The following is a 26,041-nucleotide window of genomic DNA, read 5'->3' as shown; positions in this document are numbered from 1 at the left end:
TGACGTGCCCCGGCACGCCTGCGAAAAACTTCCTTGCTTGGAACGAAAATTCGGCAAAATCTGCTTCCTTCGGAGTTTTCAGACAAGCCCTAGTCTTTTACTTATAAGTTTGTCTGTAATTACGGCCTCGGTAAGTCCAGATGAAGCTCCAACAAAGAGGTTAAGTGTCCAACCATCTCCTCCGCGGAGTAGGGCATAGCATTCATAATCCACCATTCCAACAGACCCACGACGGCAGAAGCCAGAAACTGTATCGTAATCTCGTTGTTCATGTCTCCTTCAAAACCATACACATGCATCTGTTCCTCGACTCCTTGGACTAACAATGTCATCAGTTTGCTTCGAAATGCGGGAATGCCTTTCTTGGTCAGTAATGTAGTGTATGTGGCGGCGTGTTGTTCCAGATAACGGAAGGTACGGAGCAGTGCAACCTTTGCGGTAACCGGAGTTTTGGGACTATCCATCATGCAGGCTTCCACTAATTGTTGCAGATATATTTCGATGCATTGATCTAACAGGTCGAACTTGTCTGTGTAATGCAAATAGATCGTTCCTCGGTTTACATTAGCCCGATCAGCAATATCGTTGATCGTAATGTGCTCGAAATCCTTTTCCTCCAGTAATGCTACAAAAGCTTCGATGATCGCCTTTCGTGTCTTGAGTACTCGTCTGTCCATGGCCCCTCCTATGATGGTTTTCAACACAAAGTACGGATTTGTTGATTATTCAACAATAACGGATATTTTAGCGATTGAAGCTCAGCAGGTGCTTTGTTACTCTAATTTTATCAACAAATGTTGATAAAGCAACGATTATTCATAAAAATTCGAAATAGAGGGATAACCGATGAGAATATTAGTTTATGGCGCAGGCGTATTGGGGAGTCAGTTGGCTCATGTTCTGGTGCGCGGAGGGAATGATGTTACCGTTCTGGCCAGAGGAAAGCGGGCAGAGGAGCTGGAAAGGGATGGCGTGGTCATTCGACATGTATTTCAATGTAAAACGACAGTTGACCCAGTCCGCGTAATCCGCATACTAGAAGTGGACGATACGTATGATCTTATTTTTGTGGTGATGAAATATAACGATTTCCCATCCGTGCTACCCGTTCTGGCAGACAATCAGAGCAGCAATATGGTGATCGTGGGCAACAATGCAGATGCGCGAAGCATGCAAATCTTTTTGGAGAAACACAGCCATGTGGAAAAAAGGGTCGCGTTCGGTTTTCAAGTCAGCGGCGGGCGGCGGCAAGAGGACCGCATGATATCCATCGGTGGAGCAAATGGGCAAATGGTGATTGGTGGGCTGGATGGTGAGATTGCCTTTAAGTCCATACTGGATCAAGCCTTTGAGAAGGCGAAATACAAGCTGAATGTTCTGGACCATATCGATGCTTGGCTGAAAAGCCATCTTGTACCCATTCTGATGCTAAATGCGGTGAGTTTTAATGAGAAGCGTGAGATGATCAAGCTGGATGGAAACAAGCAGCAACTTATGCATATGATTGAGGCTATGGATGAGGGGTTTCGCGTACTGGAAGCTATGGGCATTCCCATTATACCTGAGCTTCAGGCTAAGTTGATTCGCAAGCATAAACGAATTATTTATCTGATGTTGAAAATCTATAGTATACTTCCGATCTATAAACTGGTTGCTGGTGCTTTTGGTGAAATCGAAGCGTTAAATCACGCATTTACCGATTGGAAAAAGGCAACAGGCACCCCGACTCCCCATTGGGATGTGCTAAAAAGAGACTTTACTATTCTCAAATGAAGTGAAGTTGCACTGTCGAAAAGGGACCCACCTTTTTAAAGTGCTGAAATTGCGGCCAATTCTCAATATATGGTCTGCCCCTATTGCTCATTGCCCAAGTACCAACTACAATAAAGCCAACTAATTAAATGGGGTTAAGGAGATATGAAAATGCGGGAAGTACCTATGCGCTATGTGAAAGCGAATCAGGTCGGTATTGTATTGTTTGTTCTGCTCTCGTTGGTGTTCAATCCGCTACTCATTCTTGGAGCGCTGTGGATCATTCAAGGGGTCGGGCTGGTTTCAGGTGGCAAACTGAATCTGTTTGTTCAGATTGGCAAGGCTGTGTTGACAGGTAAAGGAACAGAGACTCAGGCAGTGGAACTACAGCGATTCAACAATATTCTGGCCGTGCTTTTTCTGTCGCTAGCACTCATATCGTTCTCGCTCGGCTGGGTAGCCGCAGGTTATGTATTCTCCGTAATGCTTCTCACAGCTGCAAGTGCGGCTCTGTTGGGTTATTGTGTGGGCTGCACTGTGTATTTCTGGTATAAACAACTTCGTGCTGGCAGGAAAATCGGATAATGAGGTTGGCTGAAAAAGCGATAAGATAACAGAACAACCTATTCTTCGAGGAGCTTTCTTGTAGCAAGCTTTTAGATGAAACGATATAGCTATCGGAATACGATCGCTTCATAACGAAATCCCTTCAAGTGAGTTGTTCACTTGAAGGGATTTTCTTTTTTTATATACAGGAACTAGCACGAGCACAGAAAAGATTTAAATTGTATCATCTCATTTATCTACCTATCTTAATTACCTAAACCAAGCCTTGTTCAGATTGTTGGTGAAATTGTTATCATTGAAGGGCACGTTGGCACTGCCAAAGTCCGTGGTGTTTAGCGCATTTCGTGCCGCCGAAGTCAGATCGTCCCATCCGATTAAAGGCTGAGTTCCACCAACAGCGCTGGTAACGCCAAGCTCATGGTTCAGCGGCCAAGTACTATTGTAGGAAATTAACGGATTATTGCCTTGTGTATTGGTATTGCTAGGTGTGACCTTTGTGAATTGGCCGTGACCGGAATACGCAATGGAGAGGATTTTGGAATTGGCCGCTGCCGGATTGTCTACCCATACGATGATTCCTTCCCAATCATGACGATGCCCGAGCCCAGAGGAAGGGGAGTCTTTGGGGAAATACCAGGAATACATAATGGCCCATACCCCATTGTGCCAGGCGGAACGGGAGTAGATCTGTCCTGTACTTGAGCTACAGTTTCCATTCGATGACCCGGAAGTATTCAAGCCAGCACTGGTATTGCTCTGTTGATCCACTGCGGGGAAAGGCACACATCCATGATAGACTTTTAAGAAAGGCTGGAAGCGTTTGGCTGCTTTTTGTGTCACGGTGATAGGTGATATTTCTTGAAATCCAACTACCTGGTCATGATTAATCTCTGCTGCTTCCGCAACGGTGATCAGAGGCATACAGGCCAAGAGTGTGACCATCAGCGTGAGCACCATTTTGTTCATTTTTCGCATGTACAGTTCTCCTTCGTAAGCAGGATATAATGAAGTATTTAGATTGCACTAAGACTATACTGGAAAATGATTTGATATATTTGTCTTTTGATCTCAATAATTGTAAATTTGTAGCATATGTATGTCATCATAATATGAAGGTATCGAGGACTAATTGCTGTCCAAGCGGGCAGAATGGATGATTAAAGAGACTGGATGACTGGAAACCAAGTGGGACAGATTCAAGACAGGTGCGAGAGGTTTATTGGGTAATGGATAGGTTGGCGACTTCTGATATGAAAAAATATACGTATAGATTACAGGCTAGGACATCTTTACATTTGATGATATGATAGGAGATAAAGGCTTTGGAATGAGACGGAATTCCTGGTGCATAGATATAGGTAAGAGGAAAGATTAGAGCAGAATGAACGGAAGTTCATTGTTGTGTAAAAATATGCCCTTTTGTGGACTGATCTAACGTAAGATAATGAGGTCTTTCAGACTCATGGATAATGTGGAATAGGTGGCGTATGAGATGAAAAAAGCTCGCTTAATATATAATCCGACTTCAGGCCGGGAAGAAATGAAGAAACGTCTGGCTGATATTTTGCAACGTTTAGACCAAGGTGGTATTGAAGCTTCATGTCACGCAACAACGGGTGAAGGTGATGCGACTCGGGAAGCTGAAATTGCGATTGAACGCGGATATGACATGATTATTGCTGCTGGCGGTGATGGCACATTATACGAAGTCATTAACGGTATGGCTGAGCGGGAGAATCGTCCTCCGCTGGGTGTGTTTCCTTTGGGAACGACGAATGATTTTGCACGTGCACTCGGCATTCCGAGACAGTGGGAAGATTACGTGGATCTGGTCATTAACCAGCAGCTTCGTCCGCTCGATCTGGGCAAAGCGAATGATAAATATTTTATCAACATCGCCGGTGGCGGATCATTGACTGAACTGACCTATGAAGTACCGAGTCGTCTGAAAACGATGATTGGGCAACTGGCCTATTATATGAAGGGCATTGAAAAAATGGCGAGCCTGTCTCCGCAGGAGCTGATTATTCGTGCCAATGGTCAGGAGGAGATCCATGATGAATTCATGTTATTCCTCATCGCCAATACCAATTCGGTCGGGGGCTTCGAGAAGCTGGCTCCGGGTGCGACCATTGATGATGGTCTGTTCGATGTGATCGGTGTCCGCAAATGTAATCTGGCCGATATGATCCGCCTTGTAACGCTTGCGCTGCGCGGCGAGCATTTGAATGACAAGAAGGTTGTACATTTTCAAACGGATCATATGGAAGTCACTTCGCCGGGCTATGTACAGTTGAACTTGGATGGAGAGTTGGGCGGCACATTGCCGGCCACATTCACGAACCTCAAGCATCATCTGCAATTGTATCGTTAAGAATGTGGGGGTTGGGACCATGTGTGTCGCTTGCGAAAAGCATGGATGCCTCAGTAGTGGTTGCACAGCATTGTACAGGTAGTAGGAGAGTTGGATACAGCTCTGCGCTAAGGCGGCTGGAAGTGGATTTTCCAGTTGCTGTGTTCGGTGGGATCTAGTATAATCTCATGTGGTCACTATGCGTTGAGCTTATCGAATTCAGAAAGCCTTAATGTGTGGAAAATGCCGAAGCTGCGAATCTAACGAATCTCAGCATCGTAATTTTGGAGAAAATGACTGAAAAAGGTCGGAAAACATCATCTGAGGATGATATAACGTTTCTGAAGTTCATTAGAAATTCGGAACGTTATTTTTGATGTGATACCATATAAGAAGAAAGAAGTGAATGTACGTTGTCTAATACGAACCGCAGCGGTCGTGGAAAAAACCGCCGGAATTCGGCTGCCTCTCAGGGGCAAGGGAACGCTTCAGCGTCCCGTCAGCCAAGTCAATCATCTCGTCCATCACCACGTCAGCAAGGAAAAGAGGTGCGGCCACAAGGCGCATCTCTTTCTGCCGTTCGTCCAAAGGGGAGAGCGCGTGAATCTGCACCAATCGAAGGACTACCCGTTAGCAAAAATGAAGAGACCGTCATCGACATCATTGGCATGAACCATGACGGTGAGGGCGTAGGTCGCGCGAATGGATACACGCTCTTCGTGCAGGGTGCACTTCCCGGTGAAACTGTGCGTGTGCGCGTGATAAAGACGAAGAAACAGTATGGCTACGCCAAGTTACTGGAGATCGTGAAAGCAAGCCCGGATCGTGTGTCCGCGCCTTGCCCGATCTACGATCAGTGCGGCGGCTGCCAGATCCAGCATATGAGCTATGCCGGTCAGCTTGCGTGGAAACGCCAGTTGGTGGTCGATAATTTGCAGCGAATTGGCAAGTTGAACGTGATGGTGGAGGATGCAGAGACGTTGGTATCCGATGTGCAGGATGATAAAGAGGGCACCGAACAGCGTGTGCAGGATGACGCTTCAGTTGGTGAGGCGAAGCTGGCAGAACGGTTGGAACAGGATGCGAATCAGACAACTGGACTGGCTACATCTGAAGTACAAATGATCGGCAGCAACCGTATTCGTCTTCGCCTTGAAGGTGTCATGCACGAAGATGCGGAGCAGGGTATTCGCGTACTGCCTACGATGGGCATGGACGAGCCATGGCGCTATCGAAATAAAGCACAGGTGCCGATTGGAGCATCCGAGGGTGGCCTGGTAGGTGGTTTTTACGCGAAAGGAAGCCATCGGATCATCGATATGGAGAGCTGCCTCATTCAGCATGAGCATAACGACGAAGTGGTTGCGAAGGTGAAGGAGATCGGCAGTCATTTTGGAATAAGCGCATATAACGAAGAGACAGGTCGCGGCCTGCTGCGCCACGTGGTCGTGAAGAAGGCGTTCCGTACAGGTGAGATGATGCTCGTTCTGGTCACGAATGGCCGAGACATCCCGTACAAAGACGAATGGATTGGCAGTATCCGTGAAGCGATTCCGCATGTGGCGAGTATCTGCCAGAATGTAAACAAGAAACAGACCAACGTCATATTCGGCGATGAGACCCGCGTCCTGTGGGGCCGTGATGTAATCTATGATTATATCGGTGATGTGCAGTTTGCGATCTCGGCACGTTCGTTCTATCAGGTGAATCCGGTGCAGACGGAAGTGCTGTATGGGAAGACGGTAGAGTACGCAGGACTGAGTGGTAAAGAAACTGTCATCGATGCCTATTGCGGCATCGGAACGATCTCTCTTTTCCTGGCGCAGCATGCAGATCAGGTGTACGGGGTAGAGATTGTGCCTGAAGCCATCGAGGATGCGCGCAGCAATGCGCTCTTGAACGAGATGCGTAACGTGAAGTTTGAAGTCGGCGCATCCGAGGATGTTATCCCACGCTGGAAAGAACAAGGCATCGAAGCTGATGTGATCGTCGTCGATCCACCGCGCAAGGGCTGTGATCCACGTTTGCTGGAAACGATCCTGGAGATGAAGCCAGAGCGAGTGGTGTACGTGAGTTGTAATCCGAGTACGTTGGCACGTGATCTACGAGTGCTGGAGGATGGCGGGTATCGCACGGTAGAGGTAACGCCGGTGGACATGTTCCCACATACTGTGCATGTTGAGTGCTGTGCGTTGCTAAAATGGAAGGGGCAGGATTAATTCCTACGCCTCTTGTTGTTCCAACTTCCTTATGGATTGAGGACGGGAAATATGTAATGTATGGCTTTGATTCAACCGTCTTTAATAACTTCGATTTTTTTGAATAAGTCTTTGAAGTGCCTGCTTAAAGACTTGTTGACCTTCAATTTGAAGTTCGGTGAAGCGGGATAATTGCTTTATATAGGCACGGAGTTGTTCTTCCGTGTCTTTTTTTGTACACACCCTAATCCTAATACAGATAGAGGTGAAATTTCTTTCTTGAACTATAGGGGCATAGATCTCATCAAGTAGAAGCTTCTTATCATCACGCTTGTAGCCAAATGTGGGCAGAGAAGCCTTGTAGGGCGGTTCGTGAAAATATCATGTTCATGTGGCTCGCCGCGCGCCAACAGCCAGACTTTCGTACCATCAACCGCTTTCGTTCCGAACGGATGAAAGAGGTACTGGAAACCGTGTTTACCCATGTGCTAGAGCTGTAACTGATTTCGATTGGACGTCAAAGCGAGGCAAACTTCATTAACTCAGCTTTGGACGCCGATACACGTGATTCTGTATCGTGTTCGTGAGCGATTCCAGTTTGAAGTCGAGCCGTTCTTCTTAAATGATTGACGTTCGTTCTTGACAGCCCCACAGCATGCGTTGAACATCTCCTTATCAATATCTCCGCTCATCCGTTTCCTCGTAAGCTTAACAAGGTCTTTATCCAATTTGCTAATTTCATGCTGTACCATTTCTAATTCCTTAACAACCGTGTACGTTGAGCAGACGTAGGAATGACGGTCATTCTTATAGTTCATTCCTGCCCCGCAATCCGCACAATAGCAACTCTCGCACATAGTGCGCCCTCTGCCGCTGGATACTCGTACAGTCCCTAGACGAAAACACTTCGACATTGTGGTTATGAAGCATTCTGACAATGTTTATTGTATTGGGCGTATTCTTTATGACTGGAATGGTTGCGTTAACTATATTTTCCCTTTACCATACACATTTTGAAACAATCGCAAATGGAATTCCAGAGGGCATCAACGGGCTTTTTCAAAACTGTTGACAATTGGTATATTTGTAATTATATTAAATATATCGGGCGCTTGGTGCTGTAAATCTACTAATGTAAACGCTCTCCAAGCAAAACTTTACGCAATATAGTTCAATCCCGTCGAGGGAGAAAATGGAGAGTTGATGGGGTACTTAGTCCCAGTTTTTTACACGCCCTGTCCATTTATGAGTGACATTCATCGTAGTTTTGTAGAGCATTTTCAGCAACGCTTCATTGCTTGGGAAAATGCTTTTTTCTTTAGGCTTTGCGATGTTGACGATGGTAACCCTCAAGTATTTCCGTCGTTGTACTCTTCGCGTCAAGCTTTTTATGACCTGAACCGTGTCATATTCCACCTCCAACATGAATTGCAGCATCTCTGCAAACAACTCTTTCAGTGCAAATTCAGCTTGTTTATCGTTATGAACTTATTCTTCTTCAAAATCACTTTCACTTGCTCATCACGTATACTATCCTCTTTAATCAGCCTTTCTAAAAGATTATCTAACGGGGGAATATGATGTCTAAATCAATAGAATCTATCTTGAGAGATGAAATTTTTGCTGAGCTGGACATCGAGTATCCGGAAGGCCGCGATACCCGTTTGTTGGACCAAGGGATCGATTCAGTAGGCTTCATCAAGCTTATTGTTTTAATGGAATCGAAGTTTAACATCTCGATCCCTGATGAAGATCTGTTATTTGAGAATTTCTCCACGGCTGGATTAATCCTTAATTATTTGACTGAGAAAACGCTATGATGACTATCATTCAGCGTCTATTTCTGGAGGCCTCTGATCGACAAGATCATATTATCCTTGAAGATCTAAACCAGCAATGGACTTACGCAGAGGTGATGACAGAAGCTTATTTGATTTCTTTATATATCCACAAGAATTTTGAGCTTGAGTCCGGAAGTCATCTTGCATTATACACAAATAATGAGCCCTTGTTCATTATTGCGGCGCTGGGCATTCAATTCTGCGGATATGTGTTAGTACCGGTTCCTTATTCGGCATCCAATACTGAAATTGAAAATATTTTAAATGCCAGTGACGCCAAATTGGTTATCAGCAAATATGCACAGCCTACGCATTTAAATTGCGACATTCCTTGGGTTACCGCTCAGGATTTATCGCAAGAACCAATGCCTTCGTTTGAATCGATCTCGTTAACAAATCAGTCCGATCCCAATCAATGTGCGATTCTCCTTCCTACATCGGGCACAACCGGAAAATCTAAAATCGTTATGTTATCCCATTGGAATGTATTAACGAATGCGTTGGCACATGGCGGAAAGGTGGGGTATACGGATCAAGATTCGTTTCTTGTAACGATGCCCGTTCATTTCAGTTCTACGATTGTCACGCAATTGATTTCTTGCATGCTATATGGAACCCGAATTAAACTTATCAGCTTGCCCTTGCTGCCGCGCACAGCGTTTAGACTGTTTCAGAATAAGGCGGTCACGGCATTCTCAGCGGTTCCTACGCAATTGATGCACTTTGTTTCCGATTTTCATCAGACAACAAACTGGAGTGCCTTTGATTCTATTGAATTTATTGTGATTAGCGGTGCGGCGATTCCCGCGAAATTAGTAGACCATCTTCAGATTGTGTTTCCCAAAGCGGACATTATTCAAACCTATGGATTAACAGAAGCTTCTCCGCGGGTGAGCATGATGGAACGGGGAGACCGCAGCCTTTCCTGTGGGTCACCCGTCAGTGGTGTTTCTATTCGGCTTGTTGACGAAGAAGAGAATGAGGTTAAAGGAAATGCTGCTACAGGAGAAATTTGGGTCAAGGGCCCGAATGTGATGCTTGGTTATTACAAAAACCCGGAGTTAACGAACGTTACCATTGTTGAGGGTTGGTTAAAGACAGGAGATTTGGGGTATTGGAATGAATCAGGGTGCCTTATACTCACAGGTCGAAAGAAGAATATCATTATATCCGGCGGTATCAATATATATCCGGAAGAAATCGAGGAATTTTTGTACGGCTTGAAAGAAGTGGAGGAGGTCATGGTTGTTGGTGTACACGATGATCTGTTAGGCGAAGTGCCTATCGCATTTCTGAAAGTTTTTAATGAATGCCTGGTTGATATAGATGCACTGACACGACATTGCAACTTGCACTTGTCATCGTATAAAGTGCCTAGACAATGGAGGGTTATAGATAGTATTCCAAAAACAAAAACAGGAAAACTGGACAGGGCAAGTACGAAGCGCTTATTGCTAAATGAGATATACTGATTCGGCATCCTTAAGCCATTTAACCAAATAACGAGGGGTGAACGAAAGGTTGAAGAATTCAACTCAAACATTGGGAAGAGAAATATTGCCGGTCAGTTATCCTATGATTACAACCTATACGCAACATGCTCATCTCTTGTCCATACTTACCCATTACGAGTGCGCACACCCATGGATATTTAGCAATTATATCCAATTATTTATTAACAAAGATTATAAACACCATTGGGGAGATTTTTATTTCCCTCTGACTTATGAGCTGCGGCCTTCGGATGCGTGCAAATGGATTACTACTCAAAAGATACATAGAGATACTGTAACAACTAAATGGGACTCTGTTATTCATTTTATTATAGAAAATATTAATGCTAATAACTATGTCCACACCATGGTCAATTATTTCTACGTGCCCCTAAGCGATCGCTACAATAAACTTCAATTGCATCATGACATATTTGTTTACGGCTATGATTTGGATAGAGAGATATTGTATGTTTCCGATTTTTTCAAGAACGGCGTGTATAGTCAGGCTGAGATATCATTTAATGATTTCAATCTTGCGTTCGACACGAATCATCTAACAACGAATCATGATTATCTAAGAGAAATGGTTTATCTGTATACATTCAATGATCAATATCAGGATAAATTCAATGCAGATACTCTAGTGAATTCTATAAGAAATTATTTCACTAAGAAAACGCCGGAGTATTGGGAGATGTTCAACTATGGGGGCGACAGGGATAATCTTGACTTCGGCATGCAAATATACACAACGCTATTAAATTATGCGAAAGAGACATCGGAACATAAGGCTATGCTGGATATAAGACCCTTTCATTTACTTTATGATCATAAGAAGATAATGACGCTAAGACTCAAGTACTTGTACGATAATCGGCATTTAATTAAATTAAATCAAGAACATATAGATGAATTCACAGCCATTGAACTTCAGGCAAAGATACTTGTGAATGTAGCGATTAAATATAATTTGACAAGGGATACGAGTATTTCCGAAAGTTTTCAAACGCTGATTACGAATATAGAAAATGAAGAATCCATATTCCTTGAACGATGGCTGAAGAAGGTAGGCATTCAGTAATGTTGAGGGAGCAGATGATCTCAGTTGTGGATATCTCTTCTTGCACCCGAATAGAAGCCTTAGCCCGAAGCCGGTGGTGATCCGGGCATATTTATGGAGGGAGTGATGCCGGGATTATAATCGTTGCGATACAGCGTATTGAGTAAGCCAAACCGTTACTCTTGTCTTAAAGATTCCGTTTGCTGACAGCCTATTTCTTTCTTGTCTTTCAACGATCCGCATTGCTTCAAGCGCTTTTTTCCGGCACAACCACAGCGAATCCACTCACCTCAAGAATCTCTCCTGTTATTTAACCCGACATCTTGTGATTCATGCATAGAACCATACCTGTTCGATTGAATTAATAGTGGTTTCACAAACCTTAAGCAAAGGGGGGGATCATAATATTCATTGTATTAACAGGAGTCGCAGGCTTCATCGGTTCCAACCTTGCCGAGAGGCTGCTGCGGGAAGGCCATACCGTTATCGGCGTCGATAATTTTCTGACCGGATCTACTGTCAACATAGACAATCTCTTACGGTCGCCAAATTTCAAGTTTATCGAGCATGACGTCATTTATCCGCTCGCAATTGAAGGCCCTGTCGATTGGGTGATGCATTTTGCCAGTCCTGCCAGTCCGCCCAAATATTTGTCCTATCCGATCGAAACGATGAGGGTCAACAGCGAAGGGACGATGCATCTGCTGTATCTGGCCAAAGAAAAGCAGGCTGCTTTCTTCTTGGCTTCAACAAGCGAGATCTACGGTAACCCAACTGTTCACCCTCAGCCGGAGAGCTACTATGGCAACGTGAATTCGGTTGGAGCAAGAAGCTGCTACAACGAAGCGAAGCGTTATGCAGAGGCGATCACCTACTGGATGAACAGGAAATACGGTATACCGGTAAGGGTCATTCGGATCTTCAATACATTCGGCCCGAAGATGGATTTAAATGACGGACGCGTCATTACCAATTTCATTAATGAAATCATGTCCAAGCAAAACCTTACGATTTATGGCGACGGCAGACAGACGAGAAGCTTTCAGTATATCGACGATTTGCTGGAAGGGATTGTGAGACTGCTGAGCACCACGTATGAACAGCCAGTCAATTTGGGGAATCCGGAGGAAGTCACCATACTTGAAGTCGCCCAAATATTGAAGGAGTTAATGAAGTCTAACGCGCAGTTAGAGTTTCTCCCGCTGCCGGAAGACGATCCAAGGAGAAGGAAGCCGGATATTACCATTTCAAGGACGATTATGGACTGGGAACCGGCGATCAGTTTGCATGATGCACTCGCTAGAACGATCCATTATTACCAGGGTCAATATATCCATTAAACGGGAGGTACCTATGCAAGAACAGATCATAGCGATGATATGCGAAATCAAGGAAGACGCCCAACTGGCAAACAGTTTGAACGAGCATTCCAACATCATGGAAGACGGGGGATTGGACTCTTTACAGCTAATTACTTTTGTATTAAAGGTGGAAGAGCATTTCGGTATTGAAATCGATTTTGAACAATTCGACTTCAATCTCATGGAGTCGGTAACGACCTTCTGCAATTATATCTCGGAGCTGCAGAAAACAGCGCCTGTATGAACGATAGACGCAAGTTCGAGCTCATTATCGGGACATTTGACGCGGAACGCTTCTGGCGCGACCCTAATCTAGCCAAACTGCCGTCGTTTCACGATCCTGAAATGGAGAATATCGTGATGGCCATGGATGAGCTGCTCTTCCCATTTTGCGAGGCGCAGGATAAGCTCATTACTCGCTATCGAATGAACGTTTGCCATAAAGCGTATTTGCATGAGATCGGATTTAAATTTCTTTCCAATTCAACCGATCTCGAGAGTCCTGATGTAGGAAGCGCAGGCAGAACCGCCAATATATTCGACCTGCTCACATCAGCCGATCGAATGGGTGACATGGATCTCTACTTGCTGGACGGCGCCCGGTTGTCGCCCTTTGCCGTCATTCCGGGGGCGGATCGTACTGCAGCGCGTTACGGGCTGGAACAGGATTTTCCAGCTATCGAAACGGTTCAGACTGTCAATTCGAAGCTGTATTCAACCGAATTGAACCGTCGCCTTGATCTTCAGTGTGACAGCCAGACGGTCTATTCTCCCGAAGAGCTGCTGGCAAGCGGCTTGACTTTGCTGAATCAAGGCCCCTTCCTGATCAAAGATGAGTTTGGGGTATCCGGGAAAGGGAATTTGCTGATCGAGTCGGAAGCGATTTTGAAGCGAGTCACATCCTATGTCGCCGATCAGTGCAGCAAGGGAAAAACGGTTCGGTTTATTATTGAGCCGTTCCTCCGCAAGGAATTGGATTTTTCTTGCCAATTCCACATCGATCCGGACGGTACTTACCGACATATCTCAGTGCAGCAGTTGGTCAATCACAATTTCGCTTACCAAGGCTCCTATACAGCAGACGATAGGTTGCTTCATATGCTGCAGGAAGCGAAGTATTTTGATGTAATGAAACGGGCGGCTCGCGAGCTTTATCGGTCGGGTTATCACGGCGACGTATGCGTCGATTCTATGCTGTTGACAGATGGCCGCATTGTTCCGATTGTTGAGGTGAATGCAAGAAGATCGATGAGTCTGATCAAGCATTACGTTGACCGTTACCTGAAGAAGCACGACACGGCCGGGAGCATGACGCATGCGACTTTACAGTTTGCATGCGATGTATCATTCGATCAATTGCTTGAATCGCTGGACCGCGAGGGTGTTCTATATAAGCCTGATCGAGGATTCGGTATTTTACCGTTAAGCGCGAATACGCTCCTTATTAACAAAGTTGTCAGCGAGTGCAAGGGGATCCGGAATAAGCAGGTGAAAGGCAGATTATATTATTCGTTGATCCAGGGGGAATGGGATAACGAACGATTGACCGCTAAGGTTAAGGAGGTGCTGTCGTCGTTATCCTTCAAGATCGTTGGCTGATGCTTCCGAAGCGCTTGAAGCCATGAATGGAGGAAGAAATTTTATGGGTAAGCGGAAACTGACGATTCTATGCTCGGGTTTCGGTCTGGGTTTCTATATTCCCGGCCTGTTAGCTGCAAGTGATTTCGAGAAAAGGGATATCGCGACGGAAGTGCTCGTGTTCGAAAGCTATTTGGAGCAAGACAAGATGGATCATATTGTAGACAGCAGAAAGGCTTACCACAATAATTTCGCACTTGCCAATTTATCGGCCCGAATGCCGATGGATATACGCAACAGCATTGATTATGCCCAGGTCGAGCTATTGCTGGAGGCGTGGAAAGCGGAAGACCGGTACGAATTCATATCGTTATCCGGACACTGGATCTATATTCTGGATTTGTATAGGGAGAAGATGCTGCCGAATCAAATTCATGTAGACCTGCTCTACGTCGATTCAGATCTGGCCCCGTCTTGGAAGAGCTTGAAGAAGTTTCATCCTCACTATGACGAGTATTATTACAATGCTTGTCTCTATGACACCGACAAGATGGAGATTCGATGCGAAATCCCAGTTCTTCATCGTACGCCACTGCCCTTCGACTCAAGGAAGCGGCGGCTTGTTGTTCATGGCGGCGGCTGGGGGATGGGCACTTATCAAAGTACAATTCCAGAGCTTGCCGGCCATAACTATGGGCTTGATATCGTAGCTTACGATTGGAAGGAAGCGAAGCCCGATCCCGATCACCGATATTGGATGAACGATCCGGAATGGTGTGCATGGGTGAAGAGTGCGAACGGCCTGCACGAGTTTCCGCCATACATCGAAATAACGGGAGAAGACACGAAGTCATACGCCGCTGAGGTTGATCATCATTGGTTATACGATATCGCTTCGGAGGCGATGGCTATCGTGGCCAAGCCGGGAGCGGGCACATTAATCGACTCGCTTGCATCCGAAACCCCTCTTATTTTGCTGGAGCCGTTCGGAAGTCACGAGCTTAGCAATTTGGAATTGTGGGAGTCACTGGGGTTCGGAATACGCTACGAGAAGTGGCGGGAGATGGATTTTTCCGTAGAGGTCCTTAAGGAGATGCATCAAGCGATCATGAACAGACCCGGAGAACGGACGAATTATGTGGATCATTATTGTGCGAGAGTCGCGTTAACGAAGGGGTAAGATTTCAATGGCAGAAGGGGTTATGCGATGAGCGTAAACAAATTGAGTGTCGTCCAAGATAAGACAAAGACAAGCTATCCGAGATGGATCGTCATGCAGCTGTTGGAGGAGTGTAATTTACGATGCAAGATGTGCTATGAGTGGGGACTCGAAGGGCCCTACAAAAGCAAAAAAACGTTAGCGCATCTGGATCCGGATCTCATTAAAAAGATCATCGTCGAATGCAGCCCGGGCAAGCCGTATTACGATTTCTTCGGCGGCGAGCCGCTGATGTACCCTTGGCTGAGCGACATCCTCGCCATGATCAATCACTATGGAAGTAAAGCGGACTTCCCCACGAACGGCACATTGCTTGAGCAGCATGCCGAGATGCTTGTCGAGACTGCTCCAAATAAGATCTGGATGTCGCTCGACGGCCCTGAGGAAATCAACGATAAGCAGAGAGGCAAAGGCGTATTCAAGAAAGTAATCAAGGGGATCGAGAAGCTTTATGAGCTTCGGGAAAGCAAGGGCAAGCAATTTCCGAAAATGGGTGTATCCTTTATCATTACGCCTTTGAACTATATGTACGTTGAGGAATTTTTCTTTAAGCATATCGACTTGTCGATGTTGGACCATATCAGCATGGAAGTGCAGCTCTATGCAACGGAAGAGCAGTATGCCCAATATGTGGAGGTTCTTAGTGACAAATTCGACGTGCATGAAGCTCCTTATGCCAAGGGGATGGTGTGGCGGGACACCAGTTCGTTCAGCCAGATCGATATTCCGGAATTGACGAGACAGCTCAATAATGTTAAAGCGTATTGCTTGAAAAATCGCATCCATGTGATCACCTATCCGAAGACGATAGATGAACAAAATTTGAGCAACTATTTCTCGGGGCAATTCCATCAGATGGCTGATAAACGAAATCGGTGCTCCCTTCCATGGGTTTATGCGGAGATTACGGCAAGGGGCGACGTTTCGCCCTGCCATGCCTTCTATGATTTGACCTTCGGCAACGTGAACGAAGAGAGTTTGCTGGATATCTGGAGTAGTGACAAGTACAAAGATTATCGCGCGTATATGAAAAAAAATATGCTTCCGATTTGTACGGCTTGTTCAAGGTATTATATCTATTGATTCATGTGAATGACCTAATAAGTTTAAGAAGGGTGTGTTGATATGAATCCAAAATCAGAGATTAAACATTCCCCAAAGGATTTGCAAATATTGAAACGTACTATCAAGAATACGGTGGAAACCAAGCGGAACATGGAGAAAATAGCGGGTTACGCGACACCGTTGCCAGAGTCGGTCGGGATTAAACTGACGAACCAATGCAACTTGCGCTGCAAGCATTGCTATCAATGGAACGACACCGGCTATCATCACTTTATGACACCGGAGCAGCAGCGGGAACAGCTCGACTACGGGCTGCTGGAGAAGCTGATCCTCGAGACGGAACCAGCTAAGTCGAGACTCTATATCTGGGGCGGCGAGCCGCTCGTATATAGCCATTTCGACCGTTTGGCCGATTTGCTTGAAGCCTATCCTCGCGAGACGACGATCTGCACGAACGCGATGCTGATCGAGCGAAAGCTGGACGCCTTGCTGAGAATATCCGACAACCTGGAGCTGCTCATTGCACTTGATGGATTCGAAGAAGAGAATGATGCGCTTCGCGGCAAAGGGGTATTCAACAAGGCGATAGATGCTATTCGGATGCTAGTCGAGCTGCGCAAGGAAAACCGATTCAAGGGCAAAATTACGATCCATACCGTCGTTAACGATGCTATGACCGACAAGCTGTACGATCTGCTGGACTTTCTGGAGGGCGTCGGTGTAGATATGGTCATGGTCTGCTTCCCGTGGTACATCTCGGACGAATGCACGCAGGGAATGGACGATTACTTTGACCAGAAGTTCGACTTCCTTGCGGCGAGCGAGCACAAGGGCGAACGAAGCTGGCACGCCTTTAACTACAAGCTCGATCCGGAGCGTATCCCTGCTTTGATGAGCGAGTTGGACCGGGTGAATAATCGGGTCTGGAAAATGCGTTTACGCTACCAGCCGAATCTGGATTATGACCAGATCGAAGATTTCGTGCTCGGCAAAGAGGTGAAGAGTAAAGGCACGATGAACAAGAAGTGCCTGGCTCTCTCGAACCGGATGGATATTACGCCCGATGGAACGATTGTTGCATGCAAATTTTTCAAAGAGTTCGAGATCGGCAAATTAAATGAAGCGTCCGTACAGGAATTATGGCACGGCATGACCTACAGAAGGATAAGGGAAATGATGGATGAACGACTGACACCGGCATGTTCCAAGTGCAGTGTCTTGCATTTGCACGGTGTTTAACTATTCTACATGAGCATAAATGAGGTGAACCAGTGAGCATTATCCAAGTGGAACGCTTATCCAAAAGCTTCAATTACTACGAAAAAGAATTGGGTTTCAAAAAATCGCTAAAAAATTTAGTGAAGCGGAAATCACTGATCAAAGAAGCGGTTAGCGAGATATCACTTGTAATCGAGCAAGGCGAGATGGTTGGGTTCTTAGGCCCGAACGGTTCCGGCAAAACAACTACGCTTAAGATGCTGTCCGGCATCTTGTATCCGACAAGCGGGCAAGCGAAGGTATTAGGCTATGTCCCTTGGGAGCGAAAAAAAGAATTCAAGATGCAGTTCTCGATCGTGATGGGGCAGAAATCGCAGTTGTGGTGGGATTTACCGGCGAACGAATCGTTGTACCTGAACAAATGCATTTATGAGGTCGAGGATAAGCCCTACAACCTTGTCCTGGATGAGCTTACGGAGATGCTTGATGTTAAAGATCTGCTCAATATTCAGGTACGTAGGCTTTCGCTTGGGGAACGGATGAAGATGGAGCTAATTGCGTCGCTCATCCACCGGCCTAAGGTGATTTTTCTGGATGAACCTACAATCGGACTCGATCTGATTTCGCAGAAGCGCATTCGGGAGTTCCTGAAGAATTACAACCAGCAGACGAAAGCAACGGTCATTCTGACAAGCCACTATATGGCGGATATTGAGGATTTATGCAAACGAACGATCATCATCAATCAAGGGAAGATCGTATACGACGGCGATCTTCGGCGTGTGAACGAGCTGTTTCATGCAAAAAAGATCATCAAGCTGCAATTTACGGACGAAGTGCCGAGGCAAGCGCTAAGCGACTATGGCGCTATCATGCAACATGACGGCATGAATGCCGTCATGGAGATCGATAAGCATGACCTCCAGCGGCTTTCCAAGATGATGCTGGACCGGTTCCCGATCCTCGATTTCACAGTTGAAGATATACCTGTCGAGCGAGGCATCGAAAGCTTGTATCAGAAAGATGGGGTCAGACATGAAAGCCTTACAGAAGTATAAAAGGACGTACATCCTTGCGCTTCAGAATGCGATGGAGTATCGGACCGATTTCTTTATGAGTATCATCAGCGGCGGCTTCATCATTCTCGTCCAATGTTTCCTCTGGACGGCCGTGTTTCGCAGTTCGCCGCAGGAGATTATTAATGGCTATACTTATTCACAGATCATCATTTATTCCGTGTTGTCCGGCGTCGTCTCCAAGCTGGTTTCTGCCGGCTTCGAAGGGGAAATCGCGAATGATATCAAGACGGGTGGACTGAGCAAATTTATCGCTCAGCCCATTCATTATTTCAGCTATCGGATATGCAATTTTTTCGGTGGGAAAACGGTTCAGATCGGGGTCGTCCTTGTCTTATTCGTCATACTGATGATCGTTTTTACTCAGATTTGGGGGTTTCAGCTTAGAGGGGTGCAGATCGTTATGTTCCTGGTCAGCATTCTGTTCGGACTGCTCATCAACTTCCTGCTTTTTTATTCAATTAGTGCTCTCGCGTTCATCATTACCGAGGTTTGGGGCGTTTATATCGCGTTCAATCAAGGTGTCTATCTGCTCAGTGGTGCCATCTTTCCGCTTAATATTTTCGGAGATACGTTTGCCAGAATCTCCAGCTATTTACCGTTTCAATATGTCGTATTCTTCCCGGTTAACATCATCAATGGGAGCATGGCGATTCATGAAATCGTGCGCGGACTCCTCTTACAGGCGGTCTGGGTAATTGTGCTTATGATGATTTCGAAGTTGTCGTGGGATTCCGGGATGAGGAAATATGTAGCCGTTGGAGGTTAGATCTGTGAGTATCAGCTTGACGGAGTTTCGGAAGCATGTACGTATGTTCTTTATTTTCGCAAAGAACAGCTTGGTCGGTTACATGGAATACAAAGCGAATTTCTACTCCGGTTTGATCATGGAGACCGTATTTCTGTTTTCCAAGCTGATCTATATCTTGTTCGTTTTCCAGCTCGGGATCGAAATCAATGGCATTTCTCCTGACCAGATGTTGATCTTCACGGGGACCTATACGATTATGATCGCAATCTATACAGGACTGTTTATGGATAACTTTTATAGATTCGCCGGCCATATCCGCAACGGGACGCTGGACTTGTATATGACGAAGCCGCTATCACTGCAGTTCATGATTTCGTTCCGGCATGTTAACTTCGCGTTTCCGATCCCGAACCTGATCGCCGGGATCACGATGATCGCACTGGCCTGGCGGCGTCTTGACATCGAGCCAAGCTTGATCCACGTGGCCGGATATATCGGCGTGATCTTGAGTAGCACAATCGTGACCTATTCGGTACTTCTACTTCCGCAAATCCTTGCCTTCTGGACGGTGAAATCCGGTTCGATCTTCGAAATACTCGACAAATGTTGGGATTTGAACAATATGCCGATGTACATATACCCCAAATGGCTGCGGAGAATAGGGCTGTATGTTGTGCCGATCTTGTTCATCACCAACATGCCTTCGATTTATTTGATTGATCGATTGGACTTGTTCCTTGGGATATGGATTTTTGTAGCTCCCGTTATATCGCTTCTAGTGGTCAGGCTGTTCTGGAAGCTGGCCGTCAAACGCTATGAAAGCGCCAGCAGTTAGAGAAATGCCCTACAAACAAATTGTTGAGAAGGTGAATTGAATGAGCAAGACGGAGCATGAGCGTCATCCATTGCAGACAGAGGCCATTACAAAGAAACGGCTGCACAACGGGATTGAAATCTATCAAAATAACGAAGGCGAGACCGAGTTTCTCTACAACGAGATTTTCCACAAGGAGATGTATTTCAAGCACGGGATTACGCTTCCGGATCATGGCACGGTCCTGGACGTCGGGGCTAATATCGGCATGTTCAGCCTATATGTCAGCAGCAAGAGCGACTGCAGGGTATATGCCTTTGAGCCACTGCCTCCGACGTTTAAACTCTTGAAGATGAATATGAGCTCCCTGCCTCGCGTAACGACGGTTAACGTCGGGCTTTCCAATGAGATCAAGGAAGCGGAGTTTGCCTATTTTCCTACGATGTCCACGGACTCTGTCCAGATCAAATACAGGGAGAACCACGATCAAGATCTCCGATACGGGTTAATCAACCATTACGAAGATAATTTCGCTGACCGGCGAATGCTAAACCGCTTTGTCGATCATCTTATGTCGCCGAAGCTTCTGAATGAACAAATCTATCGTTGCAAGCTAACTACGATCTCCGAAATGATCCGCTTTTACGATCTGAACCAAATTGATTTGCTCAAAATCGACGTGGAAAAAAGTGAGTTCGAGGTGCTGGAAGGCATCCAACCGGAAGATTGGGGCAAAATCAGGCAAATTGTAATGGAGGTACACGGACTGGACGGAGAGCAGATCAGCAGGCTCGAGAACATCTTCCAAACCAACGGCTTCTATGCCGTGATCGATTACTACGAAGATTTGAATATCCCAAATTACTATAATGTGTACGCGTTGAATCAAATGCATACGTCGGCTGGGTGATAGTCATGCTACAGCATCTGCATGCAAGGTTGGTATGCTCCAGCTGCAAGGGCGTGCTGGTCCAGTCGGAGGCATTGCTGCAATGCTGCAGCTGCGATGCGGTATATACGAACGACGACCGTTATGTATCGATGCTCGACCGGCGTGAGCAGTTTGTCCACCCTTCCGAATGGAACCGGAAAGAGGCTGAAATTCGGGATTATAGCGAGATTTCGCACTCCCTTGCGCTGTCCGGTATAGGCCGATTCGCAACCTTCTTAAACTATGGTTACGTCCCGCACGGGAATGAGCAACATGCGGTGATCGAGCCTGACGATGCATGGAATAGAAACTCGGTCAAGCTGCTGCTTGAGACAGTGGGCAGGACGGCGATTCGGGAGCGGCAGGTGATCGACATCGGATGCGGCAGGGGAGGGAACATAGCAGCTCTGTCTAAATATTTCAAGCCGCTGTCTATTGTCGGTCTCGACATCTGCCCGGCGAATATTGCCTATTGCAATGCCAAATCCCGAGGGGGTGAATCTTTGTATCTCGTCGGCGATGCGGAGAATATACCGTTTGCAGACGAGAGCTTCGATGTGGTGTTAAATATAGAATCCGCACATGCCTATCCGAACCGATCACGATTCTATGAAGAGGTGTACCGGATAATGAGAGTTGGCGGCGTATTTCTGTATACGGAGCTGATGCTGGGAGATCAGGTAGCACAGAACATCAGGCTGTTAGATGAAGCAGGCCTGTCTGTAATCCGCAATCAGGATGTGACTTCGAATGTTCTTCTATCATGTGATGAGAGTGCGAAGCAGCGTACTGGCACACAAGGGATTGCGAGCAACGCCAAAGCGAGCACGAATATTGGAGATATCAATGAATTCATCGCATTGCCCGGCTCGAAGAAATATGAAGAGATGAAGGCTGGAACGCGGCAATACCGTATGATGAACCTTGTTAAGAGGTAATATAGCCGTAATATCAACAATAATTTTAGGGCGTGTCTGAAAACGATGAAGGAAGCAGATTTTGCCGAATTTTCGTTCCAAGCCAGGAAGTTTACCGCAGGCGTGCCGGAGCACGTCAAGGGAAAGTGACGCAGCAGGGGGCGAAAAGGCGGTAAAAGATGCACTTCAGAGGATTTCAAGACACGCCCAAGTATAGGAGAAATATTTTATGGAAGAAATTATTTCCCTGGACACCTTTCAGCCCTTCGACGGCATGACAAAAATGTTTCCTCATCATAATTTTCCTTATTTTAATTGCGGCTACAATTTGTTGTTAACGCTTGCCAGATATTTTAAAAAAGATGAGTTGCCGATTTTGAATAATGTTATTAGTATTTATAGATTTGATAAACAAAAAATACAAACAAGAGGATATTTCAAGTTAGAGGTGTTGGATCTTGAGGAGGGAGATCAGATCCTTGAGGAAATGGGGATCTCTATTCGTAAAAAATCCCCTGCACTAGATACGTTACAAGATGAGATCATAAACTCTATTTCAAGTGGTCATCCGATTTCCATATTTATTGATTTATTTTATCAACGCGGGAGAGACTTTTACTATAACAAAAAACATGGACTGCACCCTGTTTTTGTCTATGGCTTCAATCTTACGAACGAGCAAATATATACGGTTGATGATATTACAGAATACAGACAATATTCTCTTCCATTTCCAGAATTTAAATGGTCATGCATGACTTCGGAACACGTAAAGATGCCAGACTACTTTTGGGAATATGCGCTAGTGCCCCCGGTAACCATGAGATCTTGAACAATAAGAATTTAGCACACACAACCATCAATACATTCGTAGAAAATATGTGCAGGTATCAAAATGAAATAACGGAAAGTTTGAAAAATATACTGTTGTTGGCGGAAAATTACGAGCTCATTATAAAAAATGAAACGATTATAGAAACACTGAGCAGTACTATTTATAGAAAATGTTCTGAGAAATACAGGTTAAATACTCTCTATAAGTACAACATTGATCATATCAATGCAAAACATACGCTTGACCCGTTATTGGACCAAATTATTCATGACTGGAAGACAGTAAGGATCTATTCGAATAAAGCCATCATGTCCCAAAAGTTCACTGGGGAAATCATAGACAAGTGCATTGGTTTATTTACAAAAATATATACGAATGAAGTGCATTTTAATAATCAATTATTTTTAATGTTAAAGGCTTTCAGGTAAAATCACATCTAATATTGCTAGAAATGAGCCGCATGAACAGGCATACTGTGCATGTGTCTGTTCATCGTATGAAAACCGCCGCGAACAGAGAAGCCGCCGCTGTCTGCATCAACACTTTAAACACAAACGGCAGAGATGCCGTTTTTTTTGTTTTGATTTTGTTACAGCACACTGGTCATGTGGAGTCGGTGGCGATGTTGGTTAAAAACCATACGCAGGTCTAAGGTAATAAAACCAAAGTGTAGTTTATATTTTTAATTCAAACTCCAAACTTGAAGACAGCCGAATTGGTCATACCCCTGTCAAGTAGACAGCACAAAAAAGACAAGATTAAGCTGCGGCCGTTTCCCGGTATTCTACTGGAGAACGGTCGTTTAGTTTTTTCTGAAATCGATTTTGGTTGTAAAACAAAATGTATTCGCTCACTTGTTGTTCAACCTCAGCTTTATTTGCAGCCTTATTCAAGTATATTTTCTCGGTTTTTAAGTGAGAGAAAAAGGACTCGATATAGGCATTGTCTAGGCAATTTCCACGCCTAGAGTGACTGCCTAGAATGCCGAGCTGTTCCAATTTACGGTTAAAAGGTTTCGAGGTATATTGAAACCCTTGATCCGAATGCAGGATTACGCCACTTAGATCTACGTGCTGACGGAGTCTATCCAGCGTTTCATGAACCAAAGCAAGGTCATTTCGTTCAGAAAGATGCCACGCTACAATTTCGTTATTATATAAATCCTGAATAACAGAGAGGTACACAAACCGTTCTCCAGCGCGAATATAAGTGATGTCTGTAACCAGCTTCATTCGTGGTGAGCCCGCTTGAAACTGGCGTTCTAGCCGATTTGGATTCACTACAGAAGCTTGTTTCCCAAAGAATCGACGCTTCTTTCGAATGACAGAACAGATCCCTAATTGTTTCATTAATCGATACACCTTTTTGTGATTAACCCTGAGGCCTTCTCTCCGTAAAGCCACCGTCATTCGAAGGTAACCAAAGTAGGGATGAACGCGATGAATGGCAAGTAGATGCGATTCCAATTCATGTTCTTTTTGTCTACGTTCACTTGTCGCCTGTCTATTTTTTCTCCACTTATAATAGCCCGAACGGGAAACCACAGCTAACTTCAAGAGCCAAGCCAGATCATGGCGTGCTCGCAGATCCTCTATGATTTGAAATCTGGCAACTTTACGCGTCACTCCTTGTGTAGATTTGGATACTGCTTTTTTAAGTATTCAATCTCCGCCCGCAAATAGGCCATCTCTTCTTCGATACTGGAAAACGTTGTTTTAAGGCGTCTCCGTTTGGATGCAGCAGGTTCTAGACTCAATCCCTGTTTCGTTTTCGTTACCCATACTTGTACCTGAGATTTATTTTGAATATCCAAACGTTTCGCCACTTCACGTATACTCATATGTTCCTCGTTGACTAGCCGGACCGCCCCCAATTTCAATTCCAAAGAGTACCGCCGGAAAGTTTGTCCTTTTTTAGCCATGAAAAAATCCCCTTCGTTTGGCAAGATTAAGTCCATCTTAACAGATGTCTTTTTTCTCTTGTCTACTAAAAGGGGATAATACCAAATGGCTGTCTTTCTTTTTATCAATGTTCCGATAAAAGTCGAGAAATTACAGAATGTGTAGGAGAAGTTTTAAAAGCTTATCGTTTTTTCGAGTTTATGTCAGTGTTCTTTCTGATCACCTGTTACAAAATCATTGTTATTTCGTCTTATATATTGAAATAATAAAAATACTGGGAGGAATACAAAATGAAGAGAGTACTAAGTGTTTTGTTGACAGTTGCTTTATTCTTTACTTTACAGTCCGTAGCAGGTGCAGATGTAAAACAAGTTACGTTATCTGATATTGATCAGATCCTAAGGGACAGTGGGACTCCAGAGAATATAATTAGCGGATTGGATGATGAACTAAAACAAATGATTTATGAAAACTCTGGCTCTAGCCCTGAATTGAAATTTATTGAAGTTCAACAAGAAGTTGTTCCACAACTGTTTGCCTCCGGTTATTCAATTCCATCCTCGGATTTAAAAATTGAAGTTTTGGCTTTCTCGGTTGGAAGTGGTAAAGCAGATATTTATCCAATATATGAGTGGTTGAAACCTGTAAAACCTAAAGGTAAAGATTACTTCGGCTATTCTACCCACAGTGATTTTAGTGTTGTTGCTAATACTCGTAGCAACTTGATTTGGTACAAACTTAACTCCGGGGATAATTGGACTAGTGCCGGTGCCGCAACGTATACTGGAAGTAGCCTGACGGGTTACGAACATTCTGGTAGTAGTTTGGGAACGCCTGATTTTCCAATCTATATTAAAGGGAATTTTTCTTTTAGAGTAGATATCGATAAAACAAATCCTGTGAAAAAAATCGCCATATCTTATGTGCATGACACTTCATCTGGAGGTACCTTCGGTTATTCTATTGGTTATGGTCCTGCTTATATTTCAGTGACGCCTTCTTCTAGTAACGTAGGTTATAATACGAATGTGTATAATCTGGTTTTCTAATTTTTAGTTTCTTAATATGGGGCTAATTAGAAATTACCGATTAGCCTCATTATTTCTGA

23 protein-coding genes and 2 pseudogenes are annotated in these 26,041 nt (G+C 44.9%); 21 read left to right on the top strand and 4 right to left on the bottom strand.

Annotated features, from left to right (window positions below):
- Positions 1 to 119: 119 nt before the first annotated feature.
- The gene (locus C0Q44_RS01510) at positions 120 to 677 is read right to left on the bottom strand and encodes a TetR/AcrR family transcriptional regulator (protein WP_105405750.1); all 558 of its coding nucleotides are present in this window, start codon (positions 675 to 677) and stop codon (positions 120 to 122) included.
- 169 nt (positions 678 to 846) lie between these two features.
- Between C0Q44_RS01510 and C0Q44_RS01505 the strand changes: the two genes are divergently transcribed.
- Together C0Q44_RS01505 and C0Q44_RS01500 are read left to right on the top strand one after the other, a co-directional pair.
- Entirely contained in the window at positions 847 to 1,773 is a 927-nt protein-coding gene (locus C0Q44_RS01505; protein ID WP_105405749.1) for a ketopantoate reductase family protein, read from the top strand.
- 150 nt (positions 1,774 to 1,923) lie between these two features.
- On the top strand, positions 1,924 to 2,337 hold the full coding sequence (locus tag C0Q44_RS01500) for a DUF4395 domain-containing protein (protein WP_105405748.1): 414 nt from the start codon (positions 1,924 to 1,926) through the stop codon (positions 2,335 to 2,337).
- Between the two features lie 231 nt (positions 2,338 to 2,568).
- On the opposite strand, the gene C0Q44_RS01495 is transcribed toward C0Q44_RS01500, so the two are convergent.
- Entirely contained in the window at positions 2,569 to 3,285 is a 717-nt protein-coding gene (locus tag C0Q44_RS01495; protein ID WP_105407565.1) for an NPP1 family protein, read from the bottom strand.
- A gap of 526 nt (positions 3,286 to 3,811) precedes the next feature.
- On the opposite strand from C0Q44_RS01495, the gene C0Q44_RS01490 reads away from it, so the two are divergent.
- The 3 genes and pseudogenes from C0Q44_RS01490 to C0Q44_RS01480 form a co-directional block, all read left to right on the top strand.
- A complete protein-coding gene (locus tag C0Q44_RS01490; protein WP_105405747.1) occupies positions 3,812 to 4,693 on the top strand; it encodes a diacylglycerol kinase in 882 nt (293 codons plus the stop codon).
- Between the two features lie 392 nt (positions 4,694 to 5,085).
- The gene (gene rlmD, locus C0Q44_RS01485; RefSeq protein WP_105405746.1) at positions 5,086 to 6,891 is read left to right on the top strand and encodes a 23S rRNA (uracil(1939)-C(5))-methyltransferase RlmD; all 1,806 of its coding nucleotides are present in this window, start codon (positions 5,086 to 5,088) and stop codon (positions 6,889 to 6,891) included.
- Positions 6,892 to 7,232: 341 nt separating this feature from the next.
- Positions 7,233 to 7,364: pseudogene (locus C0Q44_RS01480) on the top strand (hypothetical protein); the annotation flags it as partial.
- A gap of 718 nt (positions 7,365 to 8,082) precedes the next feature.
- Here C0Q44_RS01480 and C0Q44_RS30610 read toward each other — a convergent pair.
- Positions 8,083 to 8,236 (bottom strand): annotated as a pseudogene (locus tag C0Q44_RS30610) (IS256 family transposase); the annotation flags it as partial.
- Between the two features lie 238 nt (positions 8,237 to 8,474).
- Between C0Q44_RS30610 and C0Q44_RS01465 the strand changes: the two are divergent.
- The 15 genes from C0Q44_RS01465 to C0Q44_RS01395 all read left to right on the top strand — a co-directional run bounded on the left by C0Q44_RS01465 (position 8,475) and on the right by C0Q44_RS01395 (position 23,029).
- Entirely contained in the window at positions 8,475 to 8,690 is a 216-nt protein-coding gene (locus C0Q44_RS01465) for a phosphopantetheine-binding protein (RefSeq protein WP_181150810.1), read from the top strand.
- Positions 8,687 to 10,183 (top strand): class I adenylate-forming enzyme family protein, encoded by a 1,497-nt coding sequence (locus tag C0Q44_RS01460; RefSeq protein ID WP_105405741.1) that lies wholly within the window; start codon positions 8,687 to 8,689, stop codon positions 10,181 to 10,183. The genes C0Q44_RS01465 and C0Q44_RS01460 overlap by 4 nt, the downstream gene beginning before the upstream one ends.
- Before the next feature lie 49 nt (positions 10,184 to 10,232).
- Positions 10,233 to 11,288 (top strand): hypothetical protein, encoded by a 1,056-nt coding sequence (locus C0Q44_RS01455; protein WP_105405740.1) that lies wholly within the window; start codon positions 10,233 to 10,235, stop codon positions 11,286 to 11,288.
- Positions 11,289 to 11,665: 377 nt separating this feature from the next.
- Positions 11,666 to 12,607 carry an NAD-dependent epimerase/dehydratase family protein gene (locus tag C0Q44_RS01450; protein WP_308737410.1) on the top strand — a complete coding sequence of 314 codons (942 nt, stop codon included), beginning with the start codon at positions 11,666 to 11,668 and terminating at the stop codon, positions 12,605 to 12,607.
- Between the two features lie 13 nt (positions 12,608 to 12,620).
- A complete protein-coding gene (locus tag C0Q44_RS01445) occupies positions 12,621 to 12,872 on the top strand; it encodes an acyl carrier protein (RefSeq protein WP_105405738.1) in 252 nt (83 codons plus the stop codon).
- The gene (locus C0Q44_RS01440; RefSeq protein WP_105405737.1) at positions 12,869 to 14,227 is read left to right on the top strand and encodes an ATP-grasp domain-containing protein; all 1,359 of its coding nucleotides are present in this window, start codon (positions 12,869 to 12,871) and stop codon (positions 14,225 to 14,227) included. Before C0Q44_RS01445 ends, C0Q44_RS01440 begins: the two co-directional genes overlap by 4 nt.
- Positions 14,220 to 15,386: a UDP-glucuronosyltransferase gene (locus tag C0Q44_RS01435; RefSeq protein WP_258166118.1), complete on the top strand. Its 1,167-nt coding sequence runs from the start codon at positions 14,220 to 14,222 to the stop codon at positions 15,384 to 15,386. The genes C0Q44_RS01440 and C0Q44_RS01435 overlap by 8 nt, the downstream gene beginning before the upstream one ends.
- Positions 15,387 to 15,413: 27 nt before the next feature.
- Positions 15,414 to 16,508 carry a radical SAM/SPASM domain-containing protein gene (locus tag C0Q44_RS01430; protein ID WP_036668363.1) on the top strand — a complete coding sequence of 365 codons (1,095 nt, stop codon included), beginning with the start codon at positions 15,414 to 15,416 and terminating at the stop codon, positions 16,506 to 16,508.
- A 42-nt stretch (positions 16,509 to 16,550) separates the two neighbouring features.
- Positions 16,551 to 17,729 (top strand): radical SAM/SPASM domain-containing protein, encoded by a 1,179-nt coding sequence (locus C0Q44_RS01425; protein ID WP_105405736.1) that lies wholly within the window; start codon positions 16,551 to 16,553, stop codon positions 17,727 to 17,729.
- A gap of 32 nt (positions 17,730 to 17,761) precedes the next feature.
- Entirely contained in the window at positions 17,762 to 18,766 is a 1,005-nt protein-coding gene (locus C0Q44_RS01420) for an ABC transporter ATP-binding protein (protein WP_105405735.1), read from the top strand.
- Positions 18,744 to 19,553 (top strand): ABC transporter permease, encoded by an 810-nt coding sequence (locus tag C0Q44_RS01415; RefSeq protein WP_017690646.1) that lies wholly within the window; start codon positions 18,744 to 18,746, stop codon positions 19,551 to 19,553. The genes C0Q44_RS01420 and C0Q44_RS01415 overlap by 23 nt, the downstream gene beginning before the upstream one ends.
- A 4-nt stretch (positions 19,554 to 19,557) precedes the next feature.
- A complete protein-coding gene (locus tag C0Q44_RS01410; RefSeq protein WP_105405734.1) occupies positions 19,558 to 20,370 on the top strand; it encodes an ABC transporter permease in 813 nt (270 codons plus the stop codon).
- A 40-nt stretch (positions 20,371 to 20,410) separates the two neighbouring features.
- Positions 20,411 to 21,259, top strand: coding sequence for an FkbM family methyltransferase (locus C0Q44_RS01405; RefSeq protein WP_105405733.1), 849 nt, complete (start codon positions 20,411 to 20,413; stop codon positions 21,257 to 21,259).
- Positions 21,260 to 21,264: 5 nt separating this feature from the next.
- Positions 21,265 to 22,218: a class I SAM-dependent methyltransferase gene (locus C0Q44_RS01400; RefSeq protein ID WP_105405732.1), complete on the top strand. Its 954-nt coding sequence runs from the start codon at positions 21,265 to 21,267 to the stop codon at positions 22,216 to 22,218.
- A gap of 208 nt (positions 22,219 to 22,426) precedes the next feature.
- Complete coding sequence (locus tag C0Q44_RS01395) at positions 22,427 to 23,029, top strand: hypothetical protein (protein WP_105405731.1); 603 nt, start codon at positions 22,427 to 22,429, stop codon at positions 23,027 to 23,029.
- A 761-nt stretch (positions 23,030 to 23,790) separates the two neighbouring features.
- On the opposite strand, the gene C0Q44_RS01385 is transcribed toward C0Q44_RS01395, so the two are convergent.
- Positions 23,791 to 24,953, bottom strand: a protein-coding gene (locus C0Q44_RS01385) for an IS3 family transposase (RefSeq protein ID WP_374955061.1) whose coding sequence is annotated in 2 segments (ribosomal slippage) — positions 23,791 to 24,689 and positions 24,689 to 24,953 — 1,164 coding nt in all. Because the reading frame shifts where the segments join, the coding sequence is not laid out codon by codon here.
- 270 nt (positions 24,954 to 25,223) lie between these two features.
- On the opposite strand from C0Q44_RS01385, the gene C0Q44_RS01380 reads away from it, so the two are divergent.
- Positions 25,224 to 25,982, top strand: coding sequence for a hypothetical protein (locus C0Q44_RS01380; protein WP_105405729.1), 759 nt, complete (start codon positions 25,224 to 25,226; stop codon positions 25,980 to 25,982).
- Positions 25,983 to 26,041: the final 59 nt, after the last annotated feature.

The organism is Paenibacillus sp. PCH8 (assembly GCF_002968835.1).
Taxonomy (GTDB): Bacteria; Bacillota; Bacilli; order Paenibacillales; family Paenibacillaceae; genus Paenibacillus.
The sequence above is the reverse complement of the archived record's forward strand: the minus strand, read 5'-3'. Positions and strand labels throughout refer to the sequence as shown.